General features: G+C 59.9%; 22 protein-coding genes and 1 tRNA gene. 7 read left to right on the plus strand and 16 right to left on the minus strand.

Annotation, left to right across the window (positions count from 1 at the left end):
- The 7 genes from ANI01nite_RS14600 to ANI01nite_RS14630 all read right to left on the minus strand — a co-directional run.
- A partial coding sequence (locus ANI01nite_RS14600) for an IS1380 family transposase (protein ID WP_141358832.1) occupies positions 1–1366 on the minus strand: 1366 nt, incomplete at its 3' end.
- A gap of 119 nt (positions 1367–1485) precedes the next feature.
- Positions 1486–2505, minus strand: coding sequence for a LacI family DNA-binding transcriptional regulator (locus ANI01nite_RS14605; RefSeq protein ID WP_038990245.1), 1020 nt, complete (start codon positions 2503–2505; stop codon positions 1486–1488).
- A 94-nt stretch (positions 2506–2599) separates the two neighbouring features.
- The gene (locus ANI01nite_RS14610; protein ID WP_141358834.1) at positions 2600–4018 is read right to left on the minus strand and encodes a GH1 family beta-glucosidase; all 1419 of its coding nucleotides are present in this window, start codon (positions 4016–4018) and stop codon (positions 2600–2602) included.
- Positions 4018–4863 (minus strand): carbohydrate ABC transporter permease, encoded by an 846-nt coding sequence (locus ANI01nite_RS14615; RefSeq protein WP_073707469.1) that lies wholly within the window; start codon positions 4861–4863, stop codon positions 4018–4020. Before ANI01nite_RS14615 ends, ANI01nite_RS14610 begins: the two co-directional genes overlap by 1 nt.
- 34 nt (positions 4864–4897) lie before the next feature.
- Entirely contained in the window at positions 4898–5998 is a 1101-nt protein-coding gene (locus ANI01nite_RS14620) for a carbohydrate ABC transporter permease (protein ID WP_121866123.1), read from the minus strand.
- 90 nt (positions 5999–6088) lie between these two features.
- Positions 6089–7420: an ABC transporter substrate-binding protein gene (locus ANI01nite_RS14625; protein WP_254590842.1), complete on the minus strand. Its 1332-nt coding sequence runs from the start codon at positions 7418–7420 to the stop codon at positions 6089–6091.
- Positions 7421–7689: 269 nt separating this feature from the next.
- Positions 7690–9606 carry an ExeM/NucH family extracellular endonuclease gene (locus ANI01nite_RS14630; protein ID WP_141358839.1) on the minus strand — a complete coding sequence of 639 codons (1917 nt, stop codon included), beginning with the start codon at positions 9604–9606 and terminating at the stop codon, positions 7690–7692.
- A gap of 221 nt (positions 9607–9827) precedes the next feature.
- On the opposite strand from ANI01nite_RS14630, the gene ANI01nite_RS14635 reads away from it, so the two are divergent.
- From ANI01nite_RS14635 to ANI01nite_RS14645, 3 genes are read left to right on the plus strand one after another with little or no spacing between them, the layout of a single operon-like run.
- Positions 9828–10751, plus strand: a complete 924-nt coding sequence (locus ANI01nite_RS14635; RefSeq protein WP_141358841.1) for an ABC transporter ATP-binding protein — start codon at positions 9828–9830, stop codon at positions 10749–10751.
- Entirely contained in the window at positions 10748–13078 is a 2331-nt protein-coding gene (locus ANI01nite_RS14640) for a YhgE/Pip domain-containing protein (RefSeq protein WP_141358843.1), read from the plus strand. The genes ANI01nite_RS14635 and ANI01nite_RS14640 overlap by 4 nt, the downstream gene beginning before the upstream one ends.
- Complete coding sequence (locus tag ANI01nite_RS14645) at positions 13078–13686, plus strand: TetR/AcrR family transcriptional regulator (protein WP_141358845.1); 609 nt, start codon at positions 13078–13080, stop codon at positions 13684–13686. Before ANI01nite_RS14640 ends, ANI01nite_RS14645 begins: the two co-directional genes overlap by 1 nt.
- Here ANI01nite_RS14645 and ANI01nite_RS14650 read toward each other — a convergent pair.
- The 4 genes from ANI01nite_RS14650 to ANI01nite_RS14665 form a co-directional block, all read right to left on the minus strand.
- Positions 13683–15296: an ABC transporter transmembrane domain-containing protein gene (locus tag ANI01nite_RS14650; protein WP_141358847.1), complete on the minus strand. Its 1614-nt coding sequence runs from the start codon at positions 15294–15296 to the stop codon at positions 13683–13685. The genes ANI01nite_RS14645 and ANI01nite_RS14650 overlap by 4 nt on opposite strands.
- An 8-nt stretch (positions 15297–15304) precedes the next feature.
- Positions 15305–16432, minus strand: coding sequence for a DUF1611 domain-containing protein (locus ANI01nite_RS14655; RefSeq protein WP_073707462.1), 1128 nt, complete (start codon positions 16430–16432; stop codon positions 15305–15307).
- Between the two features lie 227 nt (positions 16433–16659).
- Positions 16660–17187: a SixA phosphatase family protein gene (locus tag ANI01nite_RS14660; protein WP_141358849.1), complete on the minus strand. Its 528-nt coding sequence runs from the start codon at positions 17185–17187 to the stop codon at positions 16660–16662.
- 69 nt (positions 17188–17256) lie between these two features.
- On the minus strand, positions 17257–18042 hold the full coding sequence (locus ANI01nite_RS14665) for a winged helix-turn-helix domain-containing protein (RefSeq protein ID WP_141358851.1): 786 nt from the start codon (positions 18040–18042) through the stop codon (positions 17257–17259).
- Positions 18043–18658: 616 nt separating this feature from the next.
- Here ANI01nite_RS14665 and ANI01nite_RS14670 point away from each other — a divergent pair.
- Positions 18659–19399: a response regulator transcription factor gene (locus tag ANI01nite_RS14670; RefSeq protein ID WP_038992352.1), complete on the plus strand. Its 741-nt coding sequence runs from the start codon at positions 18659–18661 to the stop codon at positions 19397–19399.
- Entirely contained in the window at positions 19396–20907 is a 1512-nt protein-coding gene (locus ANI01nite_RS14675) for a sensor histidine kinase (RefSeq protein WP_141358853.1), read from the plus strand. The genes ANI01nite_RS14670 and ANI01nite_RS14675 overlap by 4 nt, the downstream gene beginning before the upstream one ends.
- A gap of 35 nt (positions 20908–20942) precedes the next feature.
- Here ANI01nite_RS14675 and upp read toward each other — a convergent pair whose 3' ends face one another.
- On the minus strand, positions 20943–21590 hold the full coding sequence (gene upp / locus ANI01nite_RS14680) for a uracil phosphoribosyltransferase (protein WP_066144007.1): 648 nt from the start codon (positions 21588–21590) through the stop codon (positions 20943–20945).
- A gap of 169 nt (positions 21591–21759) precedes the next feature.
- On the opposite strand from upp, the gene tadA reads away from it, so the two are divergent.
- Together tadA and ANI01nite_RS14690 are read left to right on the plus strand one after the other, a co-directional pair.
- Complete coding sequence (gene tadA, locus ANI01nite_RS14685; protein WP_141358855.1) at positions 21760–22242, plus strand: tRNA adenosine(34) deaminase TadA; 483 nt, start codon at positions 21760–21762, stop codon at positions 22240–22242.
- Between the two features lie 87 nt (positions 22243–22329).
- Positions 22330–22420, plus strand: a tRNA-Ser gene (locus ANI01nite_RS14690).
- A 382-nt stretch (positions 22421–22802) separates the two neighbouring features.
- Here ANI01nite_RS14690 and ANI01nite_RS14695 read toward each other — a convergent pair.
- From ANI01nite_RS14695 to ANI01nite_RS14710, 4 genes are all read right to left on the minus strand, one after another.
- Entirely contained in the window at positions 22803–23060 is a 258-nt protein-coding gene (locus ANI01nite_RS14695; RefSeq protein WP_141358857.1) for a hypothetical protein, read from the minus strand.
- 25 nt (positions 23061–23085) lie between these two features.
- Positions 23086–23709 carry a hypothetical protein gene (locus ANI01nite_RS14700; RefSeq protein ID WP_141358859.1) on the minus strand — a complete coding sequence of 208 codons (624 nt, stop codon included), beginning with the start codon at positions 23707–23709 and terminating at the stop codon, positions 23086–23088.
- Between the two features lie 1447 nt (positions 23710–25156).
- A complete protein-coding gene (locus ANI01nite_RS14705; protein WP_141358861.1) occupies positions 25157–25372 on the minus strand; it encodes a hypothetical protein in 216 nt (71 codons plus the stop codon).
- Between the two features lie 150 nt (positions 25373–25522).
- Positions 25523–26725, minus strand: a complete 1203-nt coding sequence (locus tag ANI01nite_RS14710; protein WP_141358863.1) for a glycerophosphodiester phosphodiesterase family protein — start codon at positions 26723–26725, stop codon at positions 25523–25525.
- Positions 26726–26780 lie beyond the last annotated feature (55 nt).

Here is a 26780-nt window from a genome sequence, read left to right on the forward strand (position 1 = left end):
GTTGCGCTTCTGGTGCACTTTCGGGGATCAACAGCCGGCGCTGCCGGCCGCCAGAGACAATTTTCCCGGCCATTGAGAACAGCCGGTACCGCCACCGCTTCACATCCCAGCAGCCTGCCTCATGCCCGCCGGGCAACACGACCAGCTGCAGCCATGACACCAAATTCAGTGCGAACATCGCCAGGTTGGCCCATGCTTGGTTCGCGGCAAAAGACCAATACGGCAGCTTGCCCAGCCCCGTGTTCTTCAGCGTTTTGATCCTGTTCTCGCGCCGGCCCCGCGCCCGGTGCCTCGCATCGAGGAACGCCACGTTGAACCGCGGGGCATTGGTCAAGAACGCGGTCACCCGGTTCCCGTCCGTGTCGAACAGGTTCGCTTTCGCTCCGGGATGCAACGGCTCAGCACGCAAATAGATCCGGGTTCCTGGCGGGTAGTCCTTCAGCTCGATCACCTTGGACGCGTCAATAACCCACGCATCATCACGCTGATCCACGCCAGCGCCCCGCGCTGGTTCCCAGTATTTCTTCTCATCGATCCACCGGATGAACCGCTCCTTGATGACCGGCAGCGAATACGAGGTGGAGAATTGGATCCCCAACGAATCCAGGTATTGCAAGAACTCACGGGACGAGCCGGCACTATCGGTACGGACCAGGACCTTCTCTCCATAGAGGTTTCCGTGCTCGTCGGAGAACCCGTCCGGCAGCTGCGCCAACGCCTGGTTGAGCACTTCGATATGGGATGCAGCCGAGTTCGCGCCCCGGTTGCCCGGGCGCAACTGGACCGCGAGGACTTCGCCGGTGCCGTTCTTCTTGCCGTAGTCGGCCATCGCGATCAAGGGTGCGAATCCGTGCCCGCCTTTATAGGTTCCAGCGCTGGATTCTTTTTCGGCGTGCACGTGCACCAACGAGGCGTCGATGTCGATGATCAGCGGGTTGGTTGGTGTGGCCAGCCGGCCGGGATTCCGTGGTCCGGCCGCAGTCCACACTTTGGTGCGCAGGGTCCGGGTCATGGTGGCGAACCCATGTTCGAAGGCTTCGGGTTGTTCCTTGATCCGGTGCGTGAACCTGCTGATGGTGGCATCCGACGCTACCGGGCCGAAGAGTCCTGGTGCGGCTCGTAGTTGGTCGATGTCGGTGGCTTGCTCCCCGCCAGCGGCCAGAGACAGGGTCAGTGCTCCGAGGATCTTGCCTGGACGGTGGGTTGCGGTGGCTGGCACGAACTGGCTGAACCGGTCCTCGCAAAGCCGGCGGAAGCCTACCGCGTTCAGGAAGCTGGTGAGCACCGACAACCCTGCATGGGAGACCAGGGACTGGCCGGTGAGTTGGGTCGAGAGAGCAGGGAAAACGGGGGTAGAAAGGTTCACTGAAAAGGTGATCCTTTGAACTGGGTGGATGATGATTCGACACCACTATTTTCCCAGTTCAGGCCGCCTTTTCTCCTTTTAAGTCAGTTAATGACTGCCGCCTTCATGAAATACCCGGGCTAGTGCGAGGCGCGCAGCACCAATTTCGTGTCCATGATGCTCCACTCGGGCACCTGTTCCCCGTTGATGCGCTTGATCAGCAGCTCCGCCATGATCTCGCCCTGGCGCTCCGGGTTCTGCGCTATGGTCGTCAACGGCGGGGTCGAGCTCCGCGCGAAGGAATCATCATCGACCGACGTGACCGAAATGTCCTCGGGAACTTTCACGCCGGCCTCGGCCAGTGCCTGCAGGGCGCCGAAGCCCATCTGGGCGCTGGCGGCAAACAGGCCGTCGACCGCGAGATTAGCATCCAGCAGCTGCTGCATGATGCGCCGTCCGCTCGCCGGGGTGAAGTCGCCGATCTCGATAGCTACAGGTTCCAGCCCGGCGTCCTCAACCGCCTGCCTGAATCCCACCAGCCGGTCCAGTCCCGCACCCATGTCCTGCGGCCCGGCAATCGTTGCCAGCTTGGTGCGGCCCTGGCCAATGACGACCTCCGTCGCCTGCCTGGCGGCGGCAATGTTGTCGATATCGACAACATAGATGTCCTTCTGGTCGGTGCTCATGGTGCGCCCGCCATAGACCATGGGCAGCACGTTTCCGAGATCAGCATAGGAGCGGTCATCTGCGTGGTGCGAAAGCACCAGTGCCCCATCCACGTTGCCGCCTTGCAGGTAGCGGGTGGTCTTTGCCGGATCCGCTTCGGTGGACAGCAGCAAGGTGAGCATGAATTCGGTGCCGGCCAGGTACCGGGCCACGCCCTGGACCACCTTGGCGAAGTAGGGATCGGCAAAGAACTTCGCGGTGTTCTCGGGGACAACCAGGGCAACGGAATTGGTCCGGCCCTGCGCGAGGGAACGGGCAGCGCGGTTGGGCACATAATTCAATTCGCGGATCGCCAATTCAACGGCCTTGCGGGCCGCGGGCTTCACCCGATCCGAGCCGTTGACCACGCGGGAAACCGTGGCGCGCGAGACACCTGCGCGTTCTGCCACCAACTCTAGGGTCGGCTTCGGACTGCGCGCTTCGTGCATGCTCATGTTCTGTACCCAGGTACCTTGCAGTAGTTCGTCGTGGAAACGCGATGGTGGCCCGCAGCACCGGGAGCGGGCTGCGGGCCACCATGCTCAGGTGTTATGCCATTGTACGGTTCGCGGCAATCAACCCCGCGTAGGTCCGGCCGCTATTCTTGATCGTCCGCTCCTGGGTCTGGTAATCGACGTGGATGATTCCGAAGCGCTTGGCGTAGCCCCAGGCCCATTCGAAATTGTCCAGCAAGGACCAGACAAAGTAGCCGCGGACATCCACCCCGTCGGCAATCGCGCGGGCGACGGCATCAAGGTGGTTGAGGATGTATTCCTCTCGTTCGGTGTCTTCGATGGTTCCCGCCTCGGTGACCGTATCCGTGTAGGACGCGCCATTCTCCGTGATGTACAGCGCCGGCATATTGCTGTAGTCGCGCTTCAGGCGCTTCAGCAGCACCCGCAGCCCCTCGGGATTAACCTCCCAGCCCATGGCCGTGCGCGGCAGGTCGCGGGCCGGGAAGCTCACGTACTCGCTGCCGACAAACGGCGAGGACTTCGGCGCATCGGTGGGCACGATGGCCGGCGGCTGGCCGGCTGGCAGCGGATGGCCCGAGACGTTGTCGTCGTGGTAGTGGTTCACACCCAGGAAATCGATTGGCTGCGCGATGATCTCCAGATCCCCGGGCTCGATGGATTCGGCCAGCCCCAGTCCTTTGACGTCCTCGAGCAGGTCTTCCGGGTATGCGCCGCGCAGGATCGGATCCAGGTACATCCGGTTCCACAGCGCGTCGATGCGGCGCGCGGCTTCCAGGTCCACAGGATCTATCGGGTCGTTCGGCACCGCGTTGGTCAGGTTCAGCGTGATACCGATCTGCTCGGCGCCCAGTTCGCGCAGCCGGGATGCGGCCAGCCCGTGGGCCAGGTGCTGGTGGTGCACCGCGGCCAGCGCGGCCTCGGGCTCCTGGCGTCCCGGGGCGTGCTCGCCGGCGGCGTAGCCGATGAGCGAGGAGCACAGCGGTTCATTGAAGGTCGTCCAGTGCTTCACCCGGTCGCCGAGTTTTCCATGCACCGCTTCGGCGTAGTCGAGGAACTTGTACGCGGTCTCGCGGTTGGCCCAGCCGCCGCGCTCTTCCAGGGCCTGCGGCAGATCCCAGTGGTAGAGGGTCAGCCACGGCAGGATGCCGTTCTCCAGCAGCTCGTCGACCAGCCGCGAGTAGAAGTCCAGGCCCTCGGGGTTCACCGTGCGCCCGCCCGGAACGATGCGCGCCCAGCTGGTGGAGAAGCGGTAGGAGTCCAGGCCCAATTCGCGCATCAGCTGCACATCTTCGCGGTAGCGGTGGTAGTGGTCCACCGCAACGTCGAGATTATCGCCGCCTGCGATGGCCCCCTGCTTGCGGGCGAAGGCGTCCCAGACGGAATCCTCCTTCCCGTAGGAGTGCGCCGCCCCTTCGATCTGGGCTGCCGCGGTGGCAGAGCCCCACAAGAAGTCCTTCGGCCATGCGAATTGCTGGGATAGGTGGTTCATCATCAGCCCTTTACAGCTCCTGCCATAATTCCGGATACAAGTTGCTTGCCTGCAAGAATGAAAAGCACCAGCAGCGGGATCGTCGCCATCAAGGCTCCGCTCATCACGATGGTGTAGTCAACGTATCGTGCAGACTGCAGCTGGCTCAACGCCACCTGCAAGGTCGGGTTCTGCGGCGCCACCAGCATCGGCCACAGGTAGTCGGTCCACGCGGTCATGAAGGTGAACAGCGACAGGATCGCCATCGCGGGCCGGGCCGCTGGGACACCGACATGCCAGAAGGTGCCGATCATGGAGGCGCCGTCCACTCGGGCAGCCTCGATGAGCTCGTCGGGGATATTATCCACCAGATACTGGCGCATGAAGAAGACGCCAAAGGCTGTCACCAGGGTTGGAATCATGATCGCTCCCAAAGAACCGGTCCACCCCAGTTCCTTCATCATCATGAACATCGGGATAATCCCGAGCTGAGTCGGCACCGCCAGTGTTGCAATGACAAAAACCAGCAGTCCCTGGCGCCCGCGGAAGCGCAGCTTGGCGAAGGCGTAACCGGCAAGGGTAGAAAACATCACCACCGAGAAGGTAATAACTGAAGAAACAATCAAGCTGTTACCCAGCGCAGCCCAGAACTCCACCGAGTCAAAGACCTCAGCCACGTTAGTCCAGAACTGTCCGCCCGGAAGCAGCGGTGGCCATGCCGAAGAAAAGACTGCACCAGTAGAAGAACCAATCACAAAGGAATACCACAGCGGATAGGTACTTCCGATAAGGAAGGCCAGCAGGATGCCGTAGGTGAGAAATCCTGGACGCCGGTCGGCAGAAAAGTTCTTGTTTCGGGCCTGGCGCATCAACTTGGGTCTAGCAGTTGATTGCAAGGTAGCGTTACTCATCGTTGGCACTTTCTCTGAGTGAACCGGAAGGATGTGATTTGATACGTTTGGCTTTTCGGCCTGGAATCCGTCGAGGTCCGCGCTTATCTGAAGACGAGGCGATGGTGCCGGAGATCAAGAAGTTGATCACTCCGATCACGATGATGATCAAAAACAGCATCCAAGCCACGGCCGAGGCCCGCCCAAAGTCCCCGCGGTTGAAGGCCAGATCCCACAGATAAAGCACCGTGGTTTGATACTGCCGATCAGGTCCGCCCGGAACCGAACTACTGGGGTTAAAGAGTTTGGGCTCGGTAAAGATCTGTAAACCGCCGATGGTCGCTGTGATGATCACGAAGATCATGGTGGGACGGATACTTGGCAGGGTAATGGAGAAGAAACGGCGAATCATTCCTGCCCCATCGATCGCCGCCGATTCGTGTAATTCGCGAGGTACGGCCTGCATGGCCGCCAGCAAGATCAACGCGTTGTACCCAGTCCAACGCCAGTTCACCATGGTGGCAATAGCCATGTGGGAGGGGAACACATCGGTTTTCCAGGCAATCGTGTCCAGGTTCAGTGCACCGAGCAGGTTGTTGATCAGTCCGTATTTCTCGTCGAAGGCAGTGGAGAAGATCAGCGTGACAGCCACCGGAGTCACCACGTAGGGAACCAGCACGCTCATCCGCCAAAAAGTTTTGGCCCTGATATTTTGATCAAGCATCGCTGCGATGAAGGTGGCGACCACCAGCTGCGGGATCGCAGAGAGCAGGAAGATGCTGAAAGTGTTGAACAGCGAATTCCAGAACAGCGGTGAGGCTAGTTCTGCCTGGTAGTTTTTCAGCCCCACCCAGTCACCGGCTCCACCTAGCAGGTCCCAGTCGTTGATTGATACCACGAAGGTGTAGATCAGTGGGAAGAGCCCAACCAGCGCGAAGAGGATGAAAAAGGGCGAGATATAAAGGTATGGGGAGTACTTAAAATCCAGTCGGCCACGCAGGTGCTGGCGTCGCATTTTGCGTTCTGCCTTGGCTTCCTGCAGCCTTTCTGGGGTGGGCGTACTGGGTTTTTCGGCCCGTAGTTTCGGCCGTGACATGGGTGTCGTGGTGCTCATCGGTGTCTTCTTTTCTGCTGCAGTTGCGCTCTGTGGGGCCAGGTCAGTGATGAACGCTGACCCCACAGGGCGCTATGTCGGCCAATCCGATTACTTGATTTCCAGTTCCTGCAGCGTTGACAGAGCCGTGTTCCACGCGGTGTCCCCGTCAGTGCCCTTGTCAATGGCGATAGTTGCTGGACCGAAGACCTGCTCCTGAATCACCGAATCATCCGCGCCCTTGTACTGTGCCTTTACGCCCTCGGCACGGTTCGAGAGAATTTCACCGATCGGTGCACCATTGAAGAACTTGGTCAGGTCGTTCTCACCGGTCACAGCCTTGGACTTCTGTGCTTCGATGTTGCTTGGGAAGGCTCCTGCTTCTTCGAAGGAAGTCGCCTGCGAGGTGGCGTTGGTCAGGTACTGCGCGAGCTTGGCCGCCTCAGCGGGATGCTTGGAAGTGCTTGGCACCGTCAGGAATGCACCGCCCCAGTTGGCTGCGCCGCCAGGGAAGACATCGGCAAAGTCCCAACCGTCCGATGCGTCGCCACCGGCGCCTTCAACCTGACCCTTGACGTTGCCCAACATCCAGCCTGGGCATGGCATCACTGCGAAGGAGCCGTCGACAAATGCTTGTCCCTTGCCCCAGTCCCATTGGGTCTGCGCCGAGGACAGGCCCTTGGACGCTGCAGCCGACAGTTGATCCCACCGCTCACGCAGTGCGGTGTTTCCCTCAATGTTCAGTGAGCCATCAGCCTTGTAGTAGCCTTCATCGAGCTGGTTGACCATGGCGTTCCAGACGAAGCCGGACTGGTCATAGAAGGCCTTGTCGGTTTTCTTCACGTAGTCCTCGCCCACGGAGAAGAAGTCATCCCACGTCGAGTCGGCGCCGCCGAAGAGTTCTGCAACCTGTTCACGATCGCTGGGCAGACCGGCTGCCTTGAAGAGCTTGCTGTTGTAGCACAGGCCCATAGGTCCGATGTCGGTGCCGTAGCCGATGGTGCGACCATCGGCGTCGGTGGCCTGCTGTACTTTCCAGTCCACCCAGTCGCCGGCGATATCTTTGGCACCGTATTCGTTGAGGTCGGTGAAGCTATCTGAAACGGTCATGACTTGGCCGAGCCAGCCTTCTTCCACAGCTTGAACATCCGGCAGGCCTGCGCCCGCAGCTTGTTTGGTTTTCCAGTCGGTCAGTGCGTTGCCACCGGTGTCGATGTTGGTGGCTTCAATGGTGATGCCTGGGTTATCGGCTTCGTACTGCTTGTACAGAGGATCCAAACCCTGGGTGCCGAAGGTGGTGATGGTCAGGGAGACAGGATTATCCGCGGAGGCTGGCTGGGCGGCGTCCTTGCTATCGCCCGATGCGCAGCCTGCTGCGAGCAGGGCAATACTTGAGCTCAGGGCTACAACCTTGGCTAGCCGAGCTGTTCGTGAGGGGTTCACGGTGACTCCATTCAAGTCTTGTTTGTGCGAGTGAGGTGAGACCAACATATTTTGAGAGCGCTCTCAAAATGTGGCAAAAATATGAGGGTTCTTCCTGAACCCCATTTGCCATAGCAATGACAGCAACTCCGCTTAGCTATTTTGTGAGCGCTCTCACAAAACCTCTTCCATAATTCTCCACAATGGATTCTGCTTGTCAACCCTTAACGAAAGAATCGGCCAGACAACTGCCCCATTGGGAGTTGCCTGGCCGATAAAACTAGCTGAAACTAGCCCTTCTTGTTCAACTGCAATCCAACCAGAACCGGATCATGATCCGATGAACGGTACTGGTTCGAGCTAAATAGGTTGGTGATGTTGTAGTTGTAGCGGCTGTATTCATAGCCGACGGATTCGATGGCGTTGATATTCCAGATATCCTGGCCGGTAACCTTGGAAGCCAGCTCTGGGGAAGCCAGAATATGATCCAAGGAACCGCTCAGCCCACCATAAACGTAGCTCTGCGAGTCAGCCTTGGCACCGAGATCAACGTAGCCCGCCTCGGCGAGCACTCGAATTGGATCTTCGGCAGCGTAGGAATTGAAGTCGCCAGCGAGCAAGACCTTCTGGGTGTTGCGTGACTTCTTCAGCTGATCAGCAAAACTGACCAGCGCCTTAGCCTGATCTACTCGATCGGCGTTCCAGGCACCCTGGCCATCGCCGGAGTCAGCGTTGCCCGAACCGTCTTTCGGGTCTGAGCCCTTCGACTTGAAGTGATTGGCTACGACCACAAAACGAGTCTTCTGATTTCCGCCGACCTTCTGGAAGGCTTGACCCAGTGGTTCGCGCGCATTATCAAAGGCCTCGTCTTCGAGAATGACCGATTCGCCGATCGGCTTCACAGCTTTGTTGCGGTAGATGATCGCGGTGCGGATCACGTCTTCATCAGCCGGGGTAGCATCCGGGCTTGGGACAAATTTCCAGATCTTTGAACCGGCTGCCGAATTCAACTGATCAACCAGATGAGCTAGGGCAGCATCACGATCCTGACCAAAACGGGCCGAGTTTTCAATTTCTTCAAGTACCACGACATCCGCGGTAAATTTGCTCAACGCAGCAACAATTTTGGACTGCTGACGTTCAAAACTGGCCTGGTTGGCAGCTCCACGAGCGTCGCATCCTTGACGGACGGTCACTGGATTACCTTCGCGGTCCGAGTAGTAGCTGCAACCGGAAAGTTCATCGCCGGTAGTGGTGAAGTAGTTCAGTACGTTGAAGCTGCCTACGGACACGTTGCCGCCGACATCCTGTGGGGCACTATTATCGATCTGCTCAAAGTGCAAGGCGATATCTGCGTCATCGGAGCCGATCACCTGCCCCTGAGGCTGTAGTCGCCACAGGTCATACCGGTAGTCCAGAATCATCGGTCCGGTGAAAGTGGCTTCCGCTCCAACACTGACGCGATGGGCAGAATCAATATATGGCAGGGCAACGGTGGTGTTTTTGGCGGTGCTGAAATTCAAGGTGGCACCATCGTCCACCACGATCGAGCGCTGCTCGTTTTCTTTCCCTAGCTCAGCGGCCTGCGCACTGCCCGGAGCAAAGACGTCGGTGGGCTGACGCAGCAGCTTTTCACCTGGGAGGATCGAGCTTGTTCCCATGGCTAGGGTCAGTTCACCATATTGGTTCAGCGAATAGTTATCCGAGACAGTGAACTCACCCTGAGGTTCAATGAGCATGGATTCGATCTGCTCGCGCCCGGCTTCGTCGCTAGGCAAGGTGATGGCCAATGGCTTAATGCTTTCGGCCGGCTCACTCAGGGACTTCACACTCTGGGCTTTGATCTGGGTGAGCCCGTAGTACTCACTGACCGTTCCAGAGACCTGCAGGTGGTCCCCGACCTCAACTGAAGCTACATCGTCCGGGGCGTAAATGAACACCGCCGAGCTTCCTTCTGTTGGAATCTGTGCCCCACTACCGGCGCTTTGTAGGTAGAATCCGCGAATTCCACCCTGTGCATAGGCGGCGGTCACCACGCCACGCACGGTGGTCTTTTGGCCGACCAATGGGGAGGTATCCCCCGTACCTTGCACCTGCTCGATAGGGGTGATCTCCACCGTGTCAGCCTGAGCTGCGGTGAAGGTGGATGCAACAACAGCCCCGGACAGCAGAACTGCCGCAATACTGGTAGTTCGTCTCTTGCTCATAGTTTCCCTCGGTTGATGATCGTTGGGCGGTAGTCAGAACCGCCAATGGCGACTAGGCTTCGAGGTAATCAGAGATCAGTGAACTACTCGTGAACTCCACACCGCGTTTATAAGGCTTAGCCAAGAACCATCCAAGAGCATCAAGCGGTTTACGTCTAGACGTGATTAAAGGAATATTTTCCCTATTTGAACTGACCGGTCAGTTCAATTAGTCTTGTTTTGTGCTTATCGCAGATTCAGTTTCCGTCAAGGGACGCCACGATTTGCTGGTGTCCCCCACCTCGCTTCAAGTAACTCGCGGAGAGGTACACCTTGTGGTGGCCGACCCGCAAATCTCACGTACCGCCTTGGCCCTAGCCCTGAGCGGACGCATGAAACCATCTACGGGGACCGTCTCGTGGGGTCACGCTGACTCCCTGAAAACCCTGCGCCAGCACACTGCCCTCCTGGATTCTCCAGAGGTCAACGAACCTGAATCACATATGAAGGTCCGCGATCTCATCGCCGAAGACCTCGCCCTTCTGCCGGGCCCGATCTGGAAAAAACCACGCAATAAAAAGTGGACGGCACTGCACGGATTCGATGATGTGGCCAAGGATTGGGCAGATTCCCTAGATCCCGCCCGCCGGTTGGAACTGCAACTTTTACTGGCCGCAGAAGACTCCCGCATCGAACTTATAGTCCTTGACTCCCCTGATCGCCACGACATGCAAGATGATGTCTGGCTGGATCTCCTGCTTGAATTTGCTGGCTCGAACCGCGCATTCGCGATCGTCGCCATTGTCAGTAACGCCCCTTACGAGTGGGATGGACCGATCACTTACCTGGGATCCAACGAGTACGAAGAATTTGAATCACCGGAAGAAGCCACCACGCTCATCTCCGGAGAACCTCTGGTTGAAGAGCCAGAACAACCCGAAGAACTAGAAGAGCCAGAAGAGCCCGAAAATTCTGAAGCGCCTGCAGAACTAGAGGAACCCGATAAAACAGAGGTTTTGTCGCAAGAATCTGTTCAAGATGAGCTGGATCTAGACGTTCCAGAAACAGTGGAGCCCAAGTCCGCGGAGCAAGAATCCACACCGGCAGAACACAGCGACGCAGTACCAACTGTCGCAGAGGATAGCGACGCGAAGGAAAAAGAATGACCACTTTGCAACTTGCGCTCTCCGAGCTAAAGCGCATGACCCGTGGCACGCTGCCAAAGCTGGCGCTCATCGCGGTGACCTGTGTGCCTCTGCTTTATGGTGCCCTCTACCTCTACGCCAACTGGGACCCCCAGGGAAACTTAGACAAGGTCACCGCGGCCGTCGTTAATCTCGATGACGGCGGGGAAAAGGACGGCAAATTCACCCGTGTCGCCGACGATGTCGTTGAGAACCTCGAAGACGATGGGACCTTCAGCTGGGCGCATCTCGATTCGAGAGACGAAGCCGCCGACGCGGTGGCCAGCGGCAAATACGCCTTCGCCCTCGTTCTACCCGATAATTTCACCGCTGCGCTGCTGTCCCCCGGCGACTTCAAAGATGCCAGCCAGGCCAATATTGAGTTGCTGACCAATGACGCGAATAACTTCATGGTCTCCAACTTCGCACGGACCCTGACCACCTCGGTGCGCACTTCGGTCTCCGAAGAAGTCGGCACCGAAACCGCGTCGGCGATGATCGCCGGCTTTGTAGACATTCACAGCTCTATGGATAAAGCCGCGGACGGCGCACAACAGCTCTACGACGGCACGATCACCCTAGGTGATGGCATCGTGACCCTGGCCGATGGCACCACCAAGCTTGTTGATGGCAGTAGTGAACTCTCCGACGGTGCTGTCCAGCTCAAGGATGGAACCAGCGAACTTTCCAGTGGCCTTTCTCAGCTGGTCACAGGTCAGAAGAAACTGCTCGATGGCAGCAATTCTCTGGCCGATGGCACCGGAGAGCTAGCCACCGGTGCAGATACGCTCAGCGATGGTTTGAGCGCCATGAAATCCAAGACCAAGACCCTGCCAAGCTCGGTCAAACAGCTCAACGATGGCGCCCAGAGCGCCAAGAGCGCTGCCGACCAGTTGGCCACCGGCGCACGTCAAGTCGCCGATGGAAATAAGCAGCTCTCCGACACCGCCGATGACGCCATCTCGGTGATCAACGAGCTGCAGGACGAAACCGACAAGCAACTGCAGAACGTCAAGACCGATACGCAGGCCGAGCTGGACAAGCTGGTGGCCGACGGTGTGTTGACCCAAGAGCAAGCAGACACCATCAAGTCCAAGGTCAGCGATAGCGTGGAGAACTCGACGCTGAGCAACACCTTGAAGAACAAGGTGGACAAGGTCAACACCGGCCTTGCAGGACTGCAAGATAACCTGCACACACTCTCGGATGGTGCCGACAAGGTCGCCGATGGTAACGAACAGCTAGCTACCGGTCTGGGCACCCTTGCCCAGGGCACCAAGACGCTGAACGCTGCGGTACCAAGCCTCGTGGACGGAATTTCCTCGGCCGCTGACGGCTCAGCGAAACTTGCCACCGGCGCGAACAGTGCCCACGACGGTGCCAAGCAGTTGGCCGAAGGCCAGAAGTCCGCACTGACCGGTGCGACCCAGGCCTCCGAGGGTGCCAAGAAGCTGGATTCCGGAGCCGGTTCCCTAGTGACCGGCGCCGACCAGCTCCACAGCGGTTTGGTCCGTCTTTCCGATGGTGTCGGCGATCTGTCCGACGGTACCACCAAGCTCGAAGATGGCTCCAACGAGCTGGCCACGGGCCTGGATGACGGCGTCAAGCAGGTTCCTAACCCCGATAAGAAGACCAGTGAAGAGCTCTCCGATGTGATCGGTAACCCGGTGACGGTGGAGAACACCAAGCAGTCCGAAGCCCAAGTCTATGGTGAGGGTCTAGCCCCATTCTTCATGACGCTGGCGACCTTTATCGGTGTACTGATCCTCACGCAGGTGATGCGCCCCATTACCAAGCGCGCACTGCTGTCCAACGGCAGCAACTGGAAGATCTCGCTCGGTGGTTGGATACCATTCGCGGCCGTTGCCGTGATCCAGACCAGCTTGCTCTACGCAGTGGTGCACTTCGGACTGGGTCTACACACGGCGCACCCATGGATGGCATGGTTCCTTCTGGTACTCGCCGCCCTGTGCTTCAGCGCCCTCATCCAAGGCTGCTTCGCCCTGCTAGGAACTGCCGGCAAGTTTGTGGTGCTCGTCTTGATGGTGCTTCAGCTGGTCACCGCCGGCGGTACCTTCCCGTGGGAGACCCTGCCAGCGCCATTGCACTTCCTGCACCAGATCTTGCCGATGGGTAATGTGGTCGTCGGACTGCGTCACCTGGTGTACGGAGCGGAATTGAATGTGCTCTCCGCGGTCGCAGGCTCATTGCTCATCTACACCGCGATCGGACTCTTGCTGAGCATGCTCGCGGTACGTAAGGGCAAGACCTGGACCCTGAAAACACTGCAGCCGGAGTTGAAGGAATAATGATGCTTCCAGGTGCTCGTCGTCGAGTTCGCACCACCGATTCCAAGGAACGGCTCTTTGAGGCCGCAATGGAGTTGCTCGGTTCGCGTTCCCCCGAGTCCGTCTCGGTGGACGAGATCGCCGCGGCCGCCGGGGTGTCCAAGGGGACCGTGTACTACAATTTCGGTTCCAAGGACGAGCTGGTCAGCCAGCTGCTCAGCTACGGCGCGCAGAAGCTCATGGGCGAACTGGCACGCGTTGCTTCCGCGGAAGACCCCTACCTGGCGCTGCGCCAGATGCTGGAATTCGCCATGGATTTCGTGGCCAGCTACCCGGCCTTCGCCCATCTGTGGATGCAGGAGCAGCTGGATGCCGACACCGCAAACGCGTTCGCCGGCACCCCGCTGAATACGCAGGTGACCGGGCTGATCATCGAGGTCCTCGAACGCCTCGTGGTGCTCGCCCCGGAGCAGAAGCTGTCGGTAGCCACCAGCATTTTCGGCGCCGCCTTGTTCACCGCCCGCATGCGCGCCTCGGGACGGACCGATCTGGACCGCGAGCAGACGGTGCGCGCCGTGCTGCTCACCGTGGACGGGCTGCGTGCCACCCGTCCACCAGCCAGCAATTAGGCCCGCGCTTCCCAGCTGGCGGTTTCGCTGATGCCCGGCAGTTCGCCGCTGAAGATCAGCACCCCGGGATAGTCGTTGAGCAGTTCGGCCACCGTGGCATAGGCAGCATCGGGCAGGCGGGCCAGCAGCGAATCGAGCACCAGCAGCGGCGGTTCGCGCAATAGCGCCCGCGCCACCAGCAGCGAGGCCTGCTGCGCGGAATTCAGCGGTTCTCCGCCCCGGCGCAAGCGGGTTTCCTCCGCATCGGGCAGGTGGGCCATCTGCAGCCCGCAGGTTTCCGCCAGTGCCACTGCCTTGCGCAGCGACGCGCCCGGATGGCGGTAGCGCAGCGCGCGGGCAACGCTGCCGCGCTCGGGAACCATGGACTCCAATGCGGCGCCGATCAGCTTGCGGCGGCCGGTCGCAGGCAAATCCTCGCTTCGCCCCTCGGCGATCCACACCCCGGCCTGCGGGTCGGCGTCATGAGCCAGGCTGCCGGTGGCGATGGCCGCGAGCAATGCGGCGCAGTCCCCCTGGTTTCCGCGCACCGCGATGCGCTGCCCGGGCTGGGCCCGCAGCGTGGGAAACTTCCCGGCCATCGATTCCGGAAGCTGGATGCGCACTGAGGACGGCTGGAGCATCAGCTCCTTCGCATCGCGGGTGCTCGCCGGCGATGCTTCGCTGGCCTGCCAGCGTTCCTGCTCGGCCAGCAGCGGCGCGATGATGCGCCGGCCGGCCTTGTAATTCTGCCGGTACTCCACCACGCGGCCCCACTCGCCCAGGGTTCCGGCGCAGATTCCCATCAGCGTCAGCGCGGTCGCCACGGCGGCTGCCGGAAGCTGTGCCTGCGCGGCCGCGGCCACGAGAAGCGCGGTACCCAGCAGCGGAATGGCCAGCGCTCCGCCGCGCAGGGCAGCGGCGAACCGGGCGCGATGCACCGACGCGTCAATCACCTTCTGCGAGGTGTCCTGAACCCTTTGCACTTCCCGCTCGATGCCGCCCCCGGCGGCAATCGCGGTCCGCGCGGCCACGGTATCGGCAATGCGCGCAGCCAGGTTCCCGCGGTGCCGGCGCAGGGCCCGGGCGCTGAGGAACGTCCCGCCGGCCAGGCCCGCCAGCAGGATGCCTTCCAGCACCAGCGTCGCGCCCAGGCTGAGGGCCAGCAGCGGATGCAGGAACCACAGCCCCGTGCCGCTGACGATCAGCAGCGGCAGGCCGGCCACCAGCGGGACCATGCCCTGCACAATCCAGTTGCGGATCGAGGACAGGTCGTTGGTGGAGCGGGCAATGGTGATGCCCATGGACGGGCCGCGGGCGCTGCGCAAAGCGTGGGCCACCAGCCCGCGGCGCAGCTGGGCCACATAGTGCTGGCCCAGCTTCTCGGCCAGCACCCGTTCAGCGTATTTGGCCAGGAAGAAGCAGCCCACCAGGCCCAGCACCGCGGCTAGCGTCCCGGCGCTGAGGCTGGCCGAGAGCTGCCCGATCAGCCAGCCAATGGCAATCGAGAGCAGGCCGGCGAGAACGCCTAGGCTGAGCAGTCCGGCCAGGAGCATCCGCCGGCCGGGCGCCACCAGTGGCGGCAGGCGCTCGGGCTGGGCCACCGGCGCGGCTGCAGTCTTCTGGTCCAGCATTGCGGCTCCTAGCGGGTTGGCAGCAGCGCGGCGGCAACCTCGGCCTGGCACAGGTCGAAGGTCCCGATGACCGGGGTGGCCAGCTGCGCCTGGGCTTCCTTCGCGGCCAGCGGGGAGGCGGTGAGCACTCCGGACACCGCGGCAACATCCAGGCCTGCTTCGCGCAGGATGCGTTCGCCGGCCAGCGCGCCCAGCGCGTCCTGGGCGCTGAACAGCACGCGGTCCACGTGCTCGGAGAAGACCGGGTCGAGCAGCAAGCGGGAGGTCTCGCCCTGGAACAGGCCGTCGGCGATCTCGATGACCACTGCGTCCGCGCCGGTGGCGCTCTGCTCGCGGATCATCGCCACCAGCAGGTCGCGGACGGTTTCGTAGTCCAGGCGGTAGGTGGTCGGGAAGCCGAAGTCGGTGAAGTCGCAGACGCTGAAGGCGCCGGCATCGGTGAACAGGTCCGGGTCGTTGCCTGCTCCGGTGCCGGTGGCCTTGCCTGCGGCAACTGCCATGCCGGAGTTGACCAGGCCGTTGACCAGGCATCCGAGCGTGGTGGACTTGCCGGAGTTCATCGAGGTGCCCAGCACCGCGATCACCGGCGGGCGCTGGGCGCCGGCCTGCGCCGGGCGCGGGGAATCGTCCTCGATGCCCAGCGGTGCGAAGTCCGCCAGGTTCACGACCTTGCCGTGGCGCATCAGCAGGCCGGTTGGCTGCAGCTGGGTCGCCATGTCGATCGAGGCGTGCTGCTCGATGACTTCGCTGGCGACGCCGCCGCCGGCCACCAGCTGGCAGGGGCCCAGGTTCTGCGGCACATGGGCAAGGAACTGGTCCGGTGCGTAGCGGTCGCCGTAGGCGACCATGATCTCCTGGCCGACGAACATCAGCTGGCGGCGGGAAACCGGGGACTGCAGGCGCGTGTGCTTGCCCAGCTCGGTGACGGTGGCAATCACGACGTCGCCGGCACGAGGCGCCATGTTCGCGCGGCGCACGACCTGGAAATCCTGGGGGTTGCGCTGCAGCTCGGCTGCGACAAAGCGGGTGGTGTAGGCGGCGCGGATGGTGCGAGCACGCTGTGCATCGATCTGCTGCTGCACTTCATTGCGGGCTGCGGTGGTCTGCGTTGGAAGCGATTCTGCGATGATGGCCATTTGCCTGTTCCTCTTTCACTGTTTCCGGCCTGCGGTTTCCGTGTGCCGGTGCTGGCTGTGCTGCCAACGATTCCTAGTGAAACGAGCAATAGTGAACTCAAAATGAACGGTTCATGAGACGACGAGGTGGATTCGATGAGAGGGTTATCATCTGCTTCTCATACATCCAGATCATCACTTATTTACAGGCTGACTAGTGCGTTAGAAAAATCTTGATGAGACTTCTCTCATGCAGGCCGAGGTGCGGTGAAATGTGTGACGCGCGCATCACGGGCATCCAAATGCGAGTACGGGTGCGAAGTTTCCAGCACCGTGGTTCCCAGGGTCGGATAGTTCATCGCCAGCTCGTAGACGGCTTCTTCATCCGAGTCCATAGCGGCCAAGCGCAACGCCAATTCCTGCAGCACCGGCTGATGCCCGATCACCAGCAGGCAGCTGACCGTATCCGGGACCTCATTGATGATGGAGCACAGCTGGGAGACGCCCGCGGTGAAGATGCGCGAGTCGATGTAGGGGGTTGGACCCTTTTCCCCAAGCTCGGACAGCACCCACGCGCAGGTGGCGCGCGCACGCAGCGCATCGGAACAGATGATGTAGTCCGGGATCAGGTCATTCTCCACAAGCCAGGCTCCGGCAGCGGGAGCCTCGCGGTGGCCGCGGGCTGCCAGCGGCCGGTCGTGATCCGCGACGCCTAGCGGGTAGTCGGCTTTGGCGTGGCGCATCAGAATGAGCTTGCGGGAGTGAATGGTGTTCATTGTCCCAGCTTAAGACAGCAGTGGCGGGCAAACCGAACCCGGTTTGCCCGCCACTGCTGTCGGCAACTGCTAGATGGAGTATTCCGGAGCAGCCCAGACAACTACTTCTGGGTGCTCGTAGAAACGGTAGCCCTGGCCGCGCACGGTTCGCACGGTGTTGGCCAGGCGTCCCAGCTTCGAACGCAGGCGACGGATATGCACGTCGATGGTGCGTTCGTTGGGGACTTCTTCGGCGTTGCGCCACAGGTTTTCCAGCAGCTCTTCGCGGCCTACGGTGCGGGTGCCGTTTTCCACGAGGAAGTTCAGCAGCTCGAATTCCTTGAAGGTCAGGTTCAGGGTTTCGCCATCGAGGTAGACTTCGCGGCGCGAGAGGTCAATCAGCACACCCGATGGGCGCGGGGTGGATGGGCGGGCTTCAGCGCGAGGCCGGCGGGAAACCGTCGGGTCACCCAGTGCCTGGCGAACAACATCGATTGGCTCGCCCTGCGCACTGGTTGGTGCCAGCGCTACGGCAGCGTGGGTCTGCGCCTGCGGCGACAGGGTGGCCAGGAAGGCGCGCACCTGGGTGGCAAGCTTGCCCAGCGAGGTGCCCTGCGCCTGAGCTGCGGTTTCATCCAAGCCTACGTAGAGCACGAAGCCGCGCGCTGAGGTATCGGCGCTCGGCTGGCCGGTTGGCTGCACTGGAGCCTGAGCTGGCTGATGCGATGGATCACGAGTTTCATGAACATTGGAAACTGCGCGCAGTGGGCGATAGCCCGCTGGTGCATAGTTGCCAGAAGCTGCACGCTGGGCAGCTGCTGCGCGGTTCTGCGCATTGCGAATTGAAACGTGGACGTATCCGGAACCAGCCGACATAATCTTTTTCCTCTTTTAGTGCGAAGGCCAAGTGGCTTGGCGCTCATGCTTCGGGTTTTGCTTGCGCTGTCCGCGGCCTTCGTCCACGTTCAGCAGTTGGGTTTCCCGTCAATAACACCCAGAATCCGGATTGCAAATCACTCGCAATTCGATCTGGACGCCAAGGACGCCGAGCATTCATTGAGAACAATCGCGGGCAATTCGAGGTGGTTATTCGAGGTGCCTTTGCTGTTCTGCGCCGTACTCACATCTCTAGTTTCCTCGTAACATTGGCAACTTGCAAGTAACAATGGGCACCCATGTCCACATAGTGAGATGAATGTTTCCAAACGTGATACACACCACTTTAGGCAATTCTGGGCTGCCTAAGCGCTTAACTAAACAATATGCTCAAGCTATCAGTTGATCTTCGTCATTTTGCCTAGTCCACTCAGGGGCCTGAATATCCATTCACCGCTACGGCTTGTCCACGCTTCAATCATTCGTCGTTCTTAGGGGTTGACCAAATTAACCACTATCGGTTCCGGTTTTCTCCGCATAAAATCGACTTGCAGTCATAGCTCGCTCACAGCAAAAACATATTCTCGGCCCATGGCAATAGGACAAGCTGATAAACATGAATGAATCTCGATTTTCACCTTCGCAATTGCCTCGGCTGACCCACCCTGACGGCACGGCAATCAAAGTTCTCGTGGTCGATGATGAACCTTCGCTGGCAGAATTGGTCGCCATGGGAACCCGCATGCTCGGCTGGGAAGCCACGATGGCCCACGATGGGCCGGAAGCCGTGGCGACCGCCCGCTCCTTGGCCCCTGACGTCCTGGTCCTCGACTGGATGCTGCCCGGATTCGACGGCCCGGAAGTGTTGCGCAAGGTGCGCACCCATTTCCCGGAGATCCCAGTTCTCTTCCTGACCGCCAAGGACGCGGTCGAGGATCGCATCGAAGGCCTGGGCGCAGGTGCAGACGACTATGTCGCCAAGCCTTTCAGCCTCGAAGAGGTCCTGATCCGGTTGCACCGTCTCGTGGAACGTTCAGGCGCCGCCACCGCAGATTCCGCTGAACTAGTGGTCGGCGACCTGGTGCTGAACATGGACTCGCACGACGTATCGCGTGCAGGCCGCGAAATTTCGCTGACCGCCACCGAATTCGACTTGCTCAGCTACCTGATGAGCAATGCCCGCCGAGTGGTGTCCAAGTCGCAGATCCTGGACAACGTCTGGCACTACGATTTCGACGGGCAGGCGAACATTGTCGAGTTGTACATCTCGTACCTGCGCAAGAAGATCGATGTCGATGCCGAGCCGATGATCCATACCGTGCGTGGTGTCGGCTACGTGCTGAAGCCGGCTGCATGAGTTTCTTTTCCCCGAATACCAGGGTGAGCTCGCCGCACGCGCTGCAACGCAAGCTGCTGCTCATCCTGCTGACCTCGGTCACCGCAGTATCCGTATTGCTCGGCCTGCTCTACAACGCCGGCATGCGCCAGACGTTGATGGACCAGCTCAACAGCCAGCTGCGGCTCACCACCGAACGCGCGCTGAATTATTCGCAGGGCGCGCCAGCGGTGAACTCCCGATTGGATGCCCCGGGCCAGGCAGCCGGCACGCTGACCGCCCGATTCGTCGACAAGTACGTCTTCAACGGCGGCGTGCTGGATGAACGCACCGGCGAACTGAAGCAGCTGAGCCAGGAAGACGCCATCCCAATGGTGGATCTCGAACTGAGCACGCTGCGTGCCGGCGGGCAGTTCAAGCCGGTACGCGCCCACCTGACCGTGGGAGACTACTACCTGGTCGCCGTGAAGGACTCCGGCTCCAACGGCATCCTGATCGTCGGTTTGCCCCTGCACGGCACCGATCTGGCGCTGCGCGGCATGGCGTGGCTGACGCTGTTCATTGCCTTGATCCTGATCGCCGGTGCAGGCCTGGCCGGCTCATGGCTCATCTCGCGTTCGCTGGCCTCGCTCAAGCGTGTGGCCGCCGTGGCAGGTTCGGTCGCCGCCGAAGATCTCGATTCGGGCAAAGTGGACCTGACCCAGCGTGTGCCCGCACGCGATGCCATCCCCGGCACCGAGGTGGGCAATGTCGGCAATGCGCTGAATGCGATGATCAGCAACGTCGCCACCGCACTGACCGCCCGCGAGAAATCCCAGGCCCAGATGCGCCAGTTCGTCGCCGATGCCTCGCACGAGCTGCGCACGCCGCTCTCGGCGATCCGCGGCTACACCGAACTGCTCTCCGCTACCGAGCATTTCTCTCCTGACGGGCAGCGCTCGGTGGATCGGGTGCTGCAGCAAAGCAGCCGGATGAGCTCGCTGGTGGAGAATCTGCTGCTGCTGGCCCGCCTGGACGAAGAGAATGCTTTCAAGCGCAGCAAGATCGATTTGTGCTCGCTCACCGCGGATATCACCGAAGACTTCAAGCTCACCGCGAGCGACCACCATTGGGAGTTCGACTGCCAGGCGCCGCAGACCTTCGTCTACGGCGATTCGGCCTCGCTGCGCCGGGTGATTACCAATCTCCTGGCCAATGCACGCAAGCACACGACCGCCGGGAACACCGTCACCGTATCGGTGGACCGCGACGAGGACGCCGATGAAGCCGTCATCCGGGTGCACGACACCGGCGAAGGCATTGCCCCAGAATTCCTGCCCCGGGTATTCGAGCGTTTCACCCGAGCCGACAAGGCGCGTTCTGGCTCCGATGGCACCACCGGGCTGGGCCTGCCGATCGCCAAGAGCATCGTCGAAGCCCATGGCGGCAGCATTACGGTGGCGTCCACGCCAGGAGACACCGTCTTCGAGGTCCGCCTGCCGCTGGACGAACCCGAAACCGATGAAGAAACGCCGGAGGCTGCGGTGTAATCACCGCAGCCTCCGGGCGCATGGCTTAGCTGATGCTATGCAATCGGCGGGGTCACGCCATACAGGCGGTCGCCGGCATCGCCCAAGCCTGGGATGATGTAGGACTTCTCGTTCAGCTTCTGGTCCATCGCCGCCAGCACGATGTGCACGCGGTCGTCGCCACCGTGGATTTCCTTCAGGCGCTCGACACCTTCAGGAGCAGCGATCAGGCAGATGCAGGTGACGGATTCCGCGCCTCGCTCGAAAATGAACTTGATGGACTCAGCCAGTGTGCCACCGGTGGCCAGCATCGGATCCAGCACGAAGACCTGGCGACCGGTCAGGTCGTTTGGCACGCGGTCGGCGTAGGTGATGATGTCCAGGGTTTCCTCGTTGCGGGCCATGCCCAGGAAGCCGACTTCAGCGGTTGGGACCAGGCGGGTCATGCCTTCGAGCATGCCCAGGCCTGCACGCAGGATCGGGACAACCAGCGGGGTTGGCTTGGCAATCGAGGTGCCGGTGGTGGTGGCGACCGGGGTCTGCACCTCAACGTTTTCGGTTTTCACCTCGCGGGTGGCTTCATAAGCCAGCAGGGTGACCAGTTCGTCGGTCAGCTGGCGGAAAATCGAGGAGGGGGTGTTCTTATCACGAAGAACCGAAACCTTGTGTGCCACCAGTGGGTGGTCGACTACCTGTACGCGCATAAGTAGAAATCTATCAGCACCGCCTCGGCCAAATCGAGAGAAATCCTCGATTTCACGCTGTTAAAGGTCTTTGGTGTGCCCAAGGAAACAGCAAACTTCAGTGCAGTGGGCGGTGATCCACGCTCCCGGAGCCCGGCAGCCGTCGCAAAACACGTAAAGTGAAAGTACTATGGTGCACGAATTTGATGCTTGGATGGACCTCGCCTTGGCTGAAGCGCGCAAAGCGCTAGCCACCGATGACGTGCCCATCGGCGCCGTTATCCTCTCCCCCGAAGGCGAAGTACTGGCCACCGGCCGCAATGAGCGCGAGGCGGTCAAGGACCCTACAGCGCATGCCGAGGTGGTCGCCATCCGCAATGCGGTCAAAGCCCTGGAAGCCGCGGGACAAGACGATGGCTGGCGCTTATCGGACTGCACGCTGGTGGTAACCCTGGAGCCCTGTGCCATGTGCGCCGGGGCCATCGTCCTCTCGCGCATTCCCCAGCTGGTCTTCGGGGCGTGGGATGAAAAGGCCGGCGCGTGCGGCTCGGTCTTCGATATCGTCCGCGAACCACGCTTGAACCATTGGGTCGAGGTGCATTCGCGGGTCAAGAAAGACGAATGCGGCGACCTGCTGCGTGAATTCTTCCGAGGCAAACGCGGTAGAAGCTGACGTTGATGTGTTTCGGACCACTTCAGACCAAAAATGGCGCTCTCGTTTTTGTTTTCACCTGTTGTTCGTTATAGAGTTATCAGGTCTGGTGACGTGTCCGAGCGGCCGAAGGTGCAACACTCGAAATGTTGTGTACGGTAACCCCGTACCGTGGGTTCAAATCCCACCGTCACCGCCAACGAAAACCCCTGGTCAACCAGGGGTTTTCTTTTTAAGAATCTGCCATGGTGCACTTATGGTGCAAATTTCAGCGGAAGGTAGTCGAGACATGCCTGTCACGCGTTGCAAACACGGCTTCCACCACCATGCAGGGCCGCACGTCTGCGACTGGGGCAACCATGACGAAGAATGCCACTATTGGGCGTCTCATCGCGCGCAGAATCTCGAAGACCAGTAGCCTCCCGGCGGGCTGCCGCACATCGCTCCGCGACGCTTGCCCTATAGCAGTGGCACCCAGCTCGGTCGAGCTATTTCAGGAGCCATCGCCCAGCAATGAGCCCACGTACAACAAAGCCCCGGAGCGGTCTTATAATTCGCTCCGGGGTCTGTCGTACAAACTCTTACGAGCCGATTGCGTTCACGGCTTCAACGATCGAAGCTTCTGGATGCTGCTTCCGGTATTCCTTGACAGCTTTTGGATCGATGCCATCGGCAGCGCCTGGCCTGACTTCCTCCTGCTTGCCTCCGAAGAACGCCAGGATCATAATGGCCCACGCTCCAAAGATCGCCGGCACGAGCCAGGTATCAAGCAATACAAAGGCGACAGCTGCCGCCGCGAGGCAGGCGAACACCAATGTGTATCTGAGGTTCTGTTTCATTTTGCCCCTACTTTCTCGCCCCTAATTAGGTGCAGGCCTTCTTGACAGCCGCAATGCCGAGCAGTTCGGCTCCCAGCGCAGCGGCTGCACCACCGAGCGCCTTCAGCTTCTCGTGGGAGAAGCTTGCTCCCCACATGAGCTTAATTGCCTTGGTCACACCGCCCAAAGAATCCATCAGCTTCTTAATCTTCAGGATCTTGGCAACCGGGATTGCGGTGGTGCCAATTGCCAGCAGAATGGCACCCGAGCACTCTAGGAAGCCAGCGGGTTTGCCCACAAAGATACCACCGATAGTCGATGGCTTCTCTTGGAGGTTCTGAGCCACCCAGAGTCGTGTCGCCTCGTCTCCCTGGAGAAGAACCGACTCGGGGATCTGGTCGATCGCCCGCAACAACTCTTCAACCTGCTGGGCCTCGCCGACAGACGAACCCACTACAGAGGTGACGGGCTGCGCCGGAAGTTCCGCAACTTGTGGCGCGGCATTAGCCGGACCGATAATTGTCATCATGAGCGCCGAAGCCACCATGACTGCAGTTGATGCACCAACCGCTTTTCGAATTTTCAATTTTCCACCAATGAGATATTCATGCCAATTAGGACTTTTACAGCTTCTCATTAATAAAGCGAATTGTATATCATCCAAAAACACGAAGGTTGGGTGCTTGACTCCGAGGGACAGAAGTGCTTTTGAAGCAGTTCTTTGCTCCCTTGGGGTAAATCCGATTCCACCATTCGGCGACACTCGTGCCACGCGTTGGGCGCGCGGCTGATCTAATTGTTCTTAGATGAAATTTCTAGCAATCGCGGGGCTTTCGGAATGCCGACGCAGAGTGGTGCAACCATTTCGGCGAGCGGGTCGCACAGCGCGTGAGCAAGAGCGTGCAGGTTTCAGGGAAAGACGATCGTCGCAAATCAGCCAGGCGGGTTACCAGAGATCGCAATATTAGCCATCGACAAGACGCGCATGGGCTTCACCATCGTGGTAGCACTTTCGATCATTTATAAAATTCAAAAGCGAAATCGACAGGTAGGGCCGCCGGATACTCTCCACGATCTAACCTGACTTGAATAATTTTACTTCTTTCCCCATTGCTGAGCGAGATCTTAACTGTGAGGTCAAAGATTTCGATCCGCTGATACGACAATCCAGGAGAGATGTCTTTCATCTCGGTTTCTTAGCTGCCCAGATCCTGCAGCAGTTCGACCCAAAAATCGTGGATTTTAGGTTCCAGATTCAACGGAGGTAATTCCTGCATCCACGCTGGCCTAACGGTGTAGCCCGCTCGGATTAACAGGGATTCAATGTCGGACCTACTAGCTTCACGGGAGCATGGAACCCACTCGTTGTAAACTTTAACAGCAACGTTTCCTAATTCAGTGACACTAAACCCTCTTAATAGGAAATCGCCCTGCGTTCGTTCGAGAGCAGAGAGCTCCATGAACAGATGGCCAAATCGAAGATCTTTCTTGAATCCCTAAATCTGGTTGATTGCGTTCTTGACGTAATTAGGGCATTTCACAACCCGTGTAAGACAGTGGGACGTAACTACGCCAAACGACTTCGTATCGCTCGTATTGTTTCGATAATCAATCACTGTGCGCACAATTACGCTATCGCGTGTTACACAATGACGCTTCCAAAGAAAATCAGTGCAGGTTACGTTTTTCATGAGGCTGGCTCCTTTGCGCATGGTCCCTCATTTGGTCGGCCAACCGCAGGTAGCAAAGTCTTACACCCACGTTATGACAGGCGTCCAGTTTTGGCGCCGCGCCCCTAAATAGCAATCACCTCGCTGCCATCCCGGCCTCGGTGGCAACACCCGTATCATTGGTTAGACAGGGACAAGACACCATTCCGAGGCTGGTCGGCCGACAGTCCCCATGATCCCCTTGTTGGGGGGGGCTGTCAAAAAGATAACGGGCTATCAAAAAGAACGGGCTGCCGAACGCGCTACGCGCGCTTGCCCTCAGGAAGCCGGGCACAGAGAAAGATCCCCTTGCTGCTGGATGCGGCAAGGGGATCTCTTCGGGTTAGGCTCAGCGGATCTGGACATTGCTCGTCTCGTCCCATTCGACGAACGAGCCGGCGTTACCTACTACCCTGAAGTGCTGGTCTTCGAGTGGTGCCGGTAGTTGGTGAAAGCAAGGATCAGCGCTGCGAGCAGCAGTACTCCGCCGACAGCCCATCCAACCACGGCGTAGTCAGTAAGCTGAGGGACCCGAGGCAAGTTGATCGCGGTTACCGCAAGGAACAGAAGCACCACTACGGTGCTCTTCCTGGCGGCAGACGAATTGCTAGGTTGCTTTGTCATTTGCCGTTTCCTTTCTCGTGCCTAACTGACACCGCTCAGGCACTGTCCTGCGGATGCGCCAGCAACATCGGGGAAACCAGCTACGCAGATGATGCAGGCTGTTCCAACAGCAACAGCACAAAGAGAACGGGGGTTTTGCCTTGCCCAGCTCTAGTTCGCGAAGGTATCGGTGAGCTTGCCCTTGGCATCCCACAGTGCCAGCGAATCACCGGCATTGTTCAAGATGCCCGGACCGCCCACGTAGAAAGCTTCGTCGCTGTTGGTGCCCGGACCCGAGTACACGCGCAGCTGCTCGTCTGGCTCTAGCTCGTATCCCTTGCCGATTTCCAGGATGTTGTTGGCGGCATCGCGAATGATGTAGCCGCTGACATCGATGGTGCGCTTGCCGGTGTTCTCCAGGATCACGTGCTCGCCATTTTCCGGAGCGACGTCGTTTCCAGGCACGTCGTTGACCGCGTCGGCAATCACCACGCCGTTATTGGCCGGGAAGTCCTTCTGGCCATCGACGTGGCGGTTCACCTGTGTTGGGAAGTCGCCGGTGATCCGCTCGACGCCCAGAGCCATGGCATCATCAGCAGCTTCGGTGGCGTTGACCGTGTAGACTCCCAGGCCCAAGCCTGCGTCCTTCACACGTTGGGCACCGGCGGCATCAAGCGTGCGGTAGTTGGTGCCGAAGGAATCAGCGTACGTCGCGTAGTTTGCCAGTTCCGCGGCAGATGGCACGGTTCCGGTCAGCTGCTGGAGCGGCACTTCAGGGGCCAACTGCGCAAAGGTCTGGTTGGATGCGGCATCGAAGCTGAGCACCTCGATCTTGTTCGCATCTGCGAGCGCCTTCCACTCCGGATCCTCGGCCAGCGCGTCCGCTACCAGCTTCTCCACGCCTGGGGACTTGGCCGGATCCTTGATTTCGATGAAGACGCCGGTACCGCCGGTCAGTGCACCTGGGACCTCATCGAAATGGGGAATCTTGGTTCCCTTGAACTCGTCCGAGAAGTAGGAACCGGCATCGAGCTGCTGCAGTTCGTCCCAGGTGAATGACGTGATGGGGTCATTGACGCGGTCAGGGAATACCTCTGCCACGTTCGTGGTGCGCGAAGGAGTTCCGTCATGGAAGATGAACGGCACCCCGTCCTTGGACAGCTGCACGTCGATTTCAATGAATTCGGCGCCAGACTGGCTGCCTGCCTTGAGGGCTGGCAAGGTGTTCTCCGGAGCCACACCGGCTGCTCCGCGGTGGCCGATGATCAGTGGATCGGAACCAGTCGGTTCAATCGGTGCGGCGCCTGCAGGAGCGGCCAAGGTGACGGCCAAAGCCAGAGTTGCTGTGCCGAGGGTGATTTTGCGCAGTTTCATGGAGCTCTTCCGTTGGTGTCATTGATGTACACCGGCCATGCTTCCGCTCGCTGAT

Origin of the sequence: Glutamicibacter nicotianae (genome assembly GCF_006539525.1) — a bacterium.
GTDB classification, from domain to species: Bacteria; Actinomycetota; Actinomycetes; order Actinomycetales; family Micrococcaceae; genus Glutamicibacter; species Glutamicibacter nicotianae.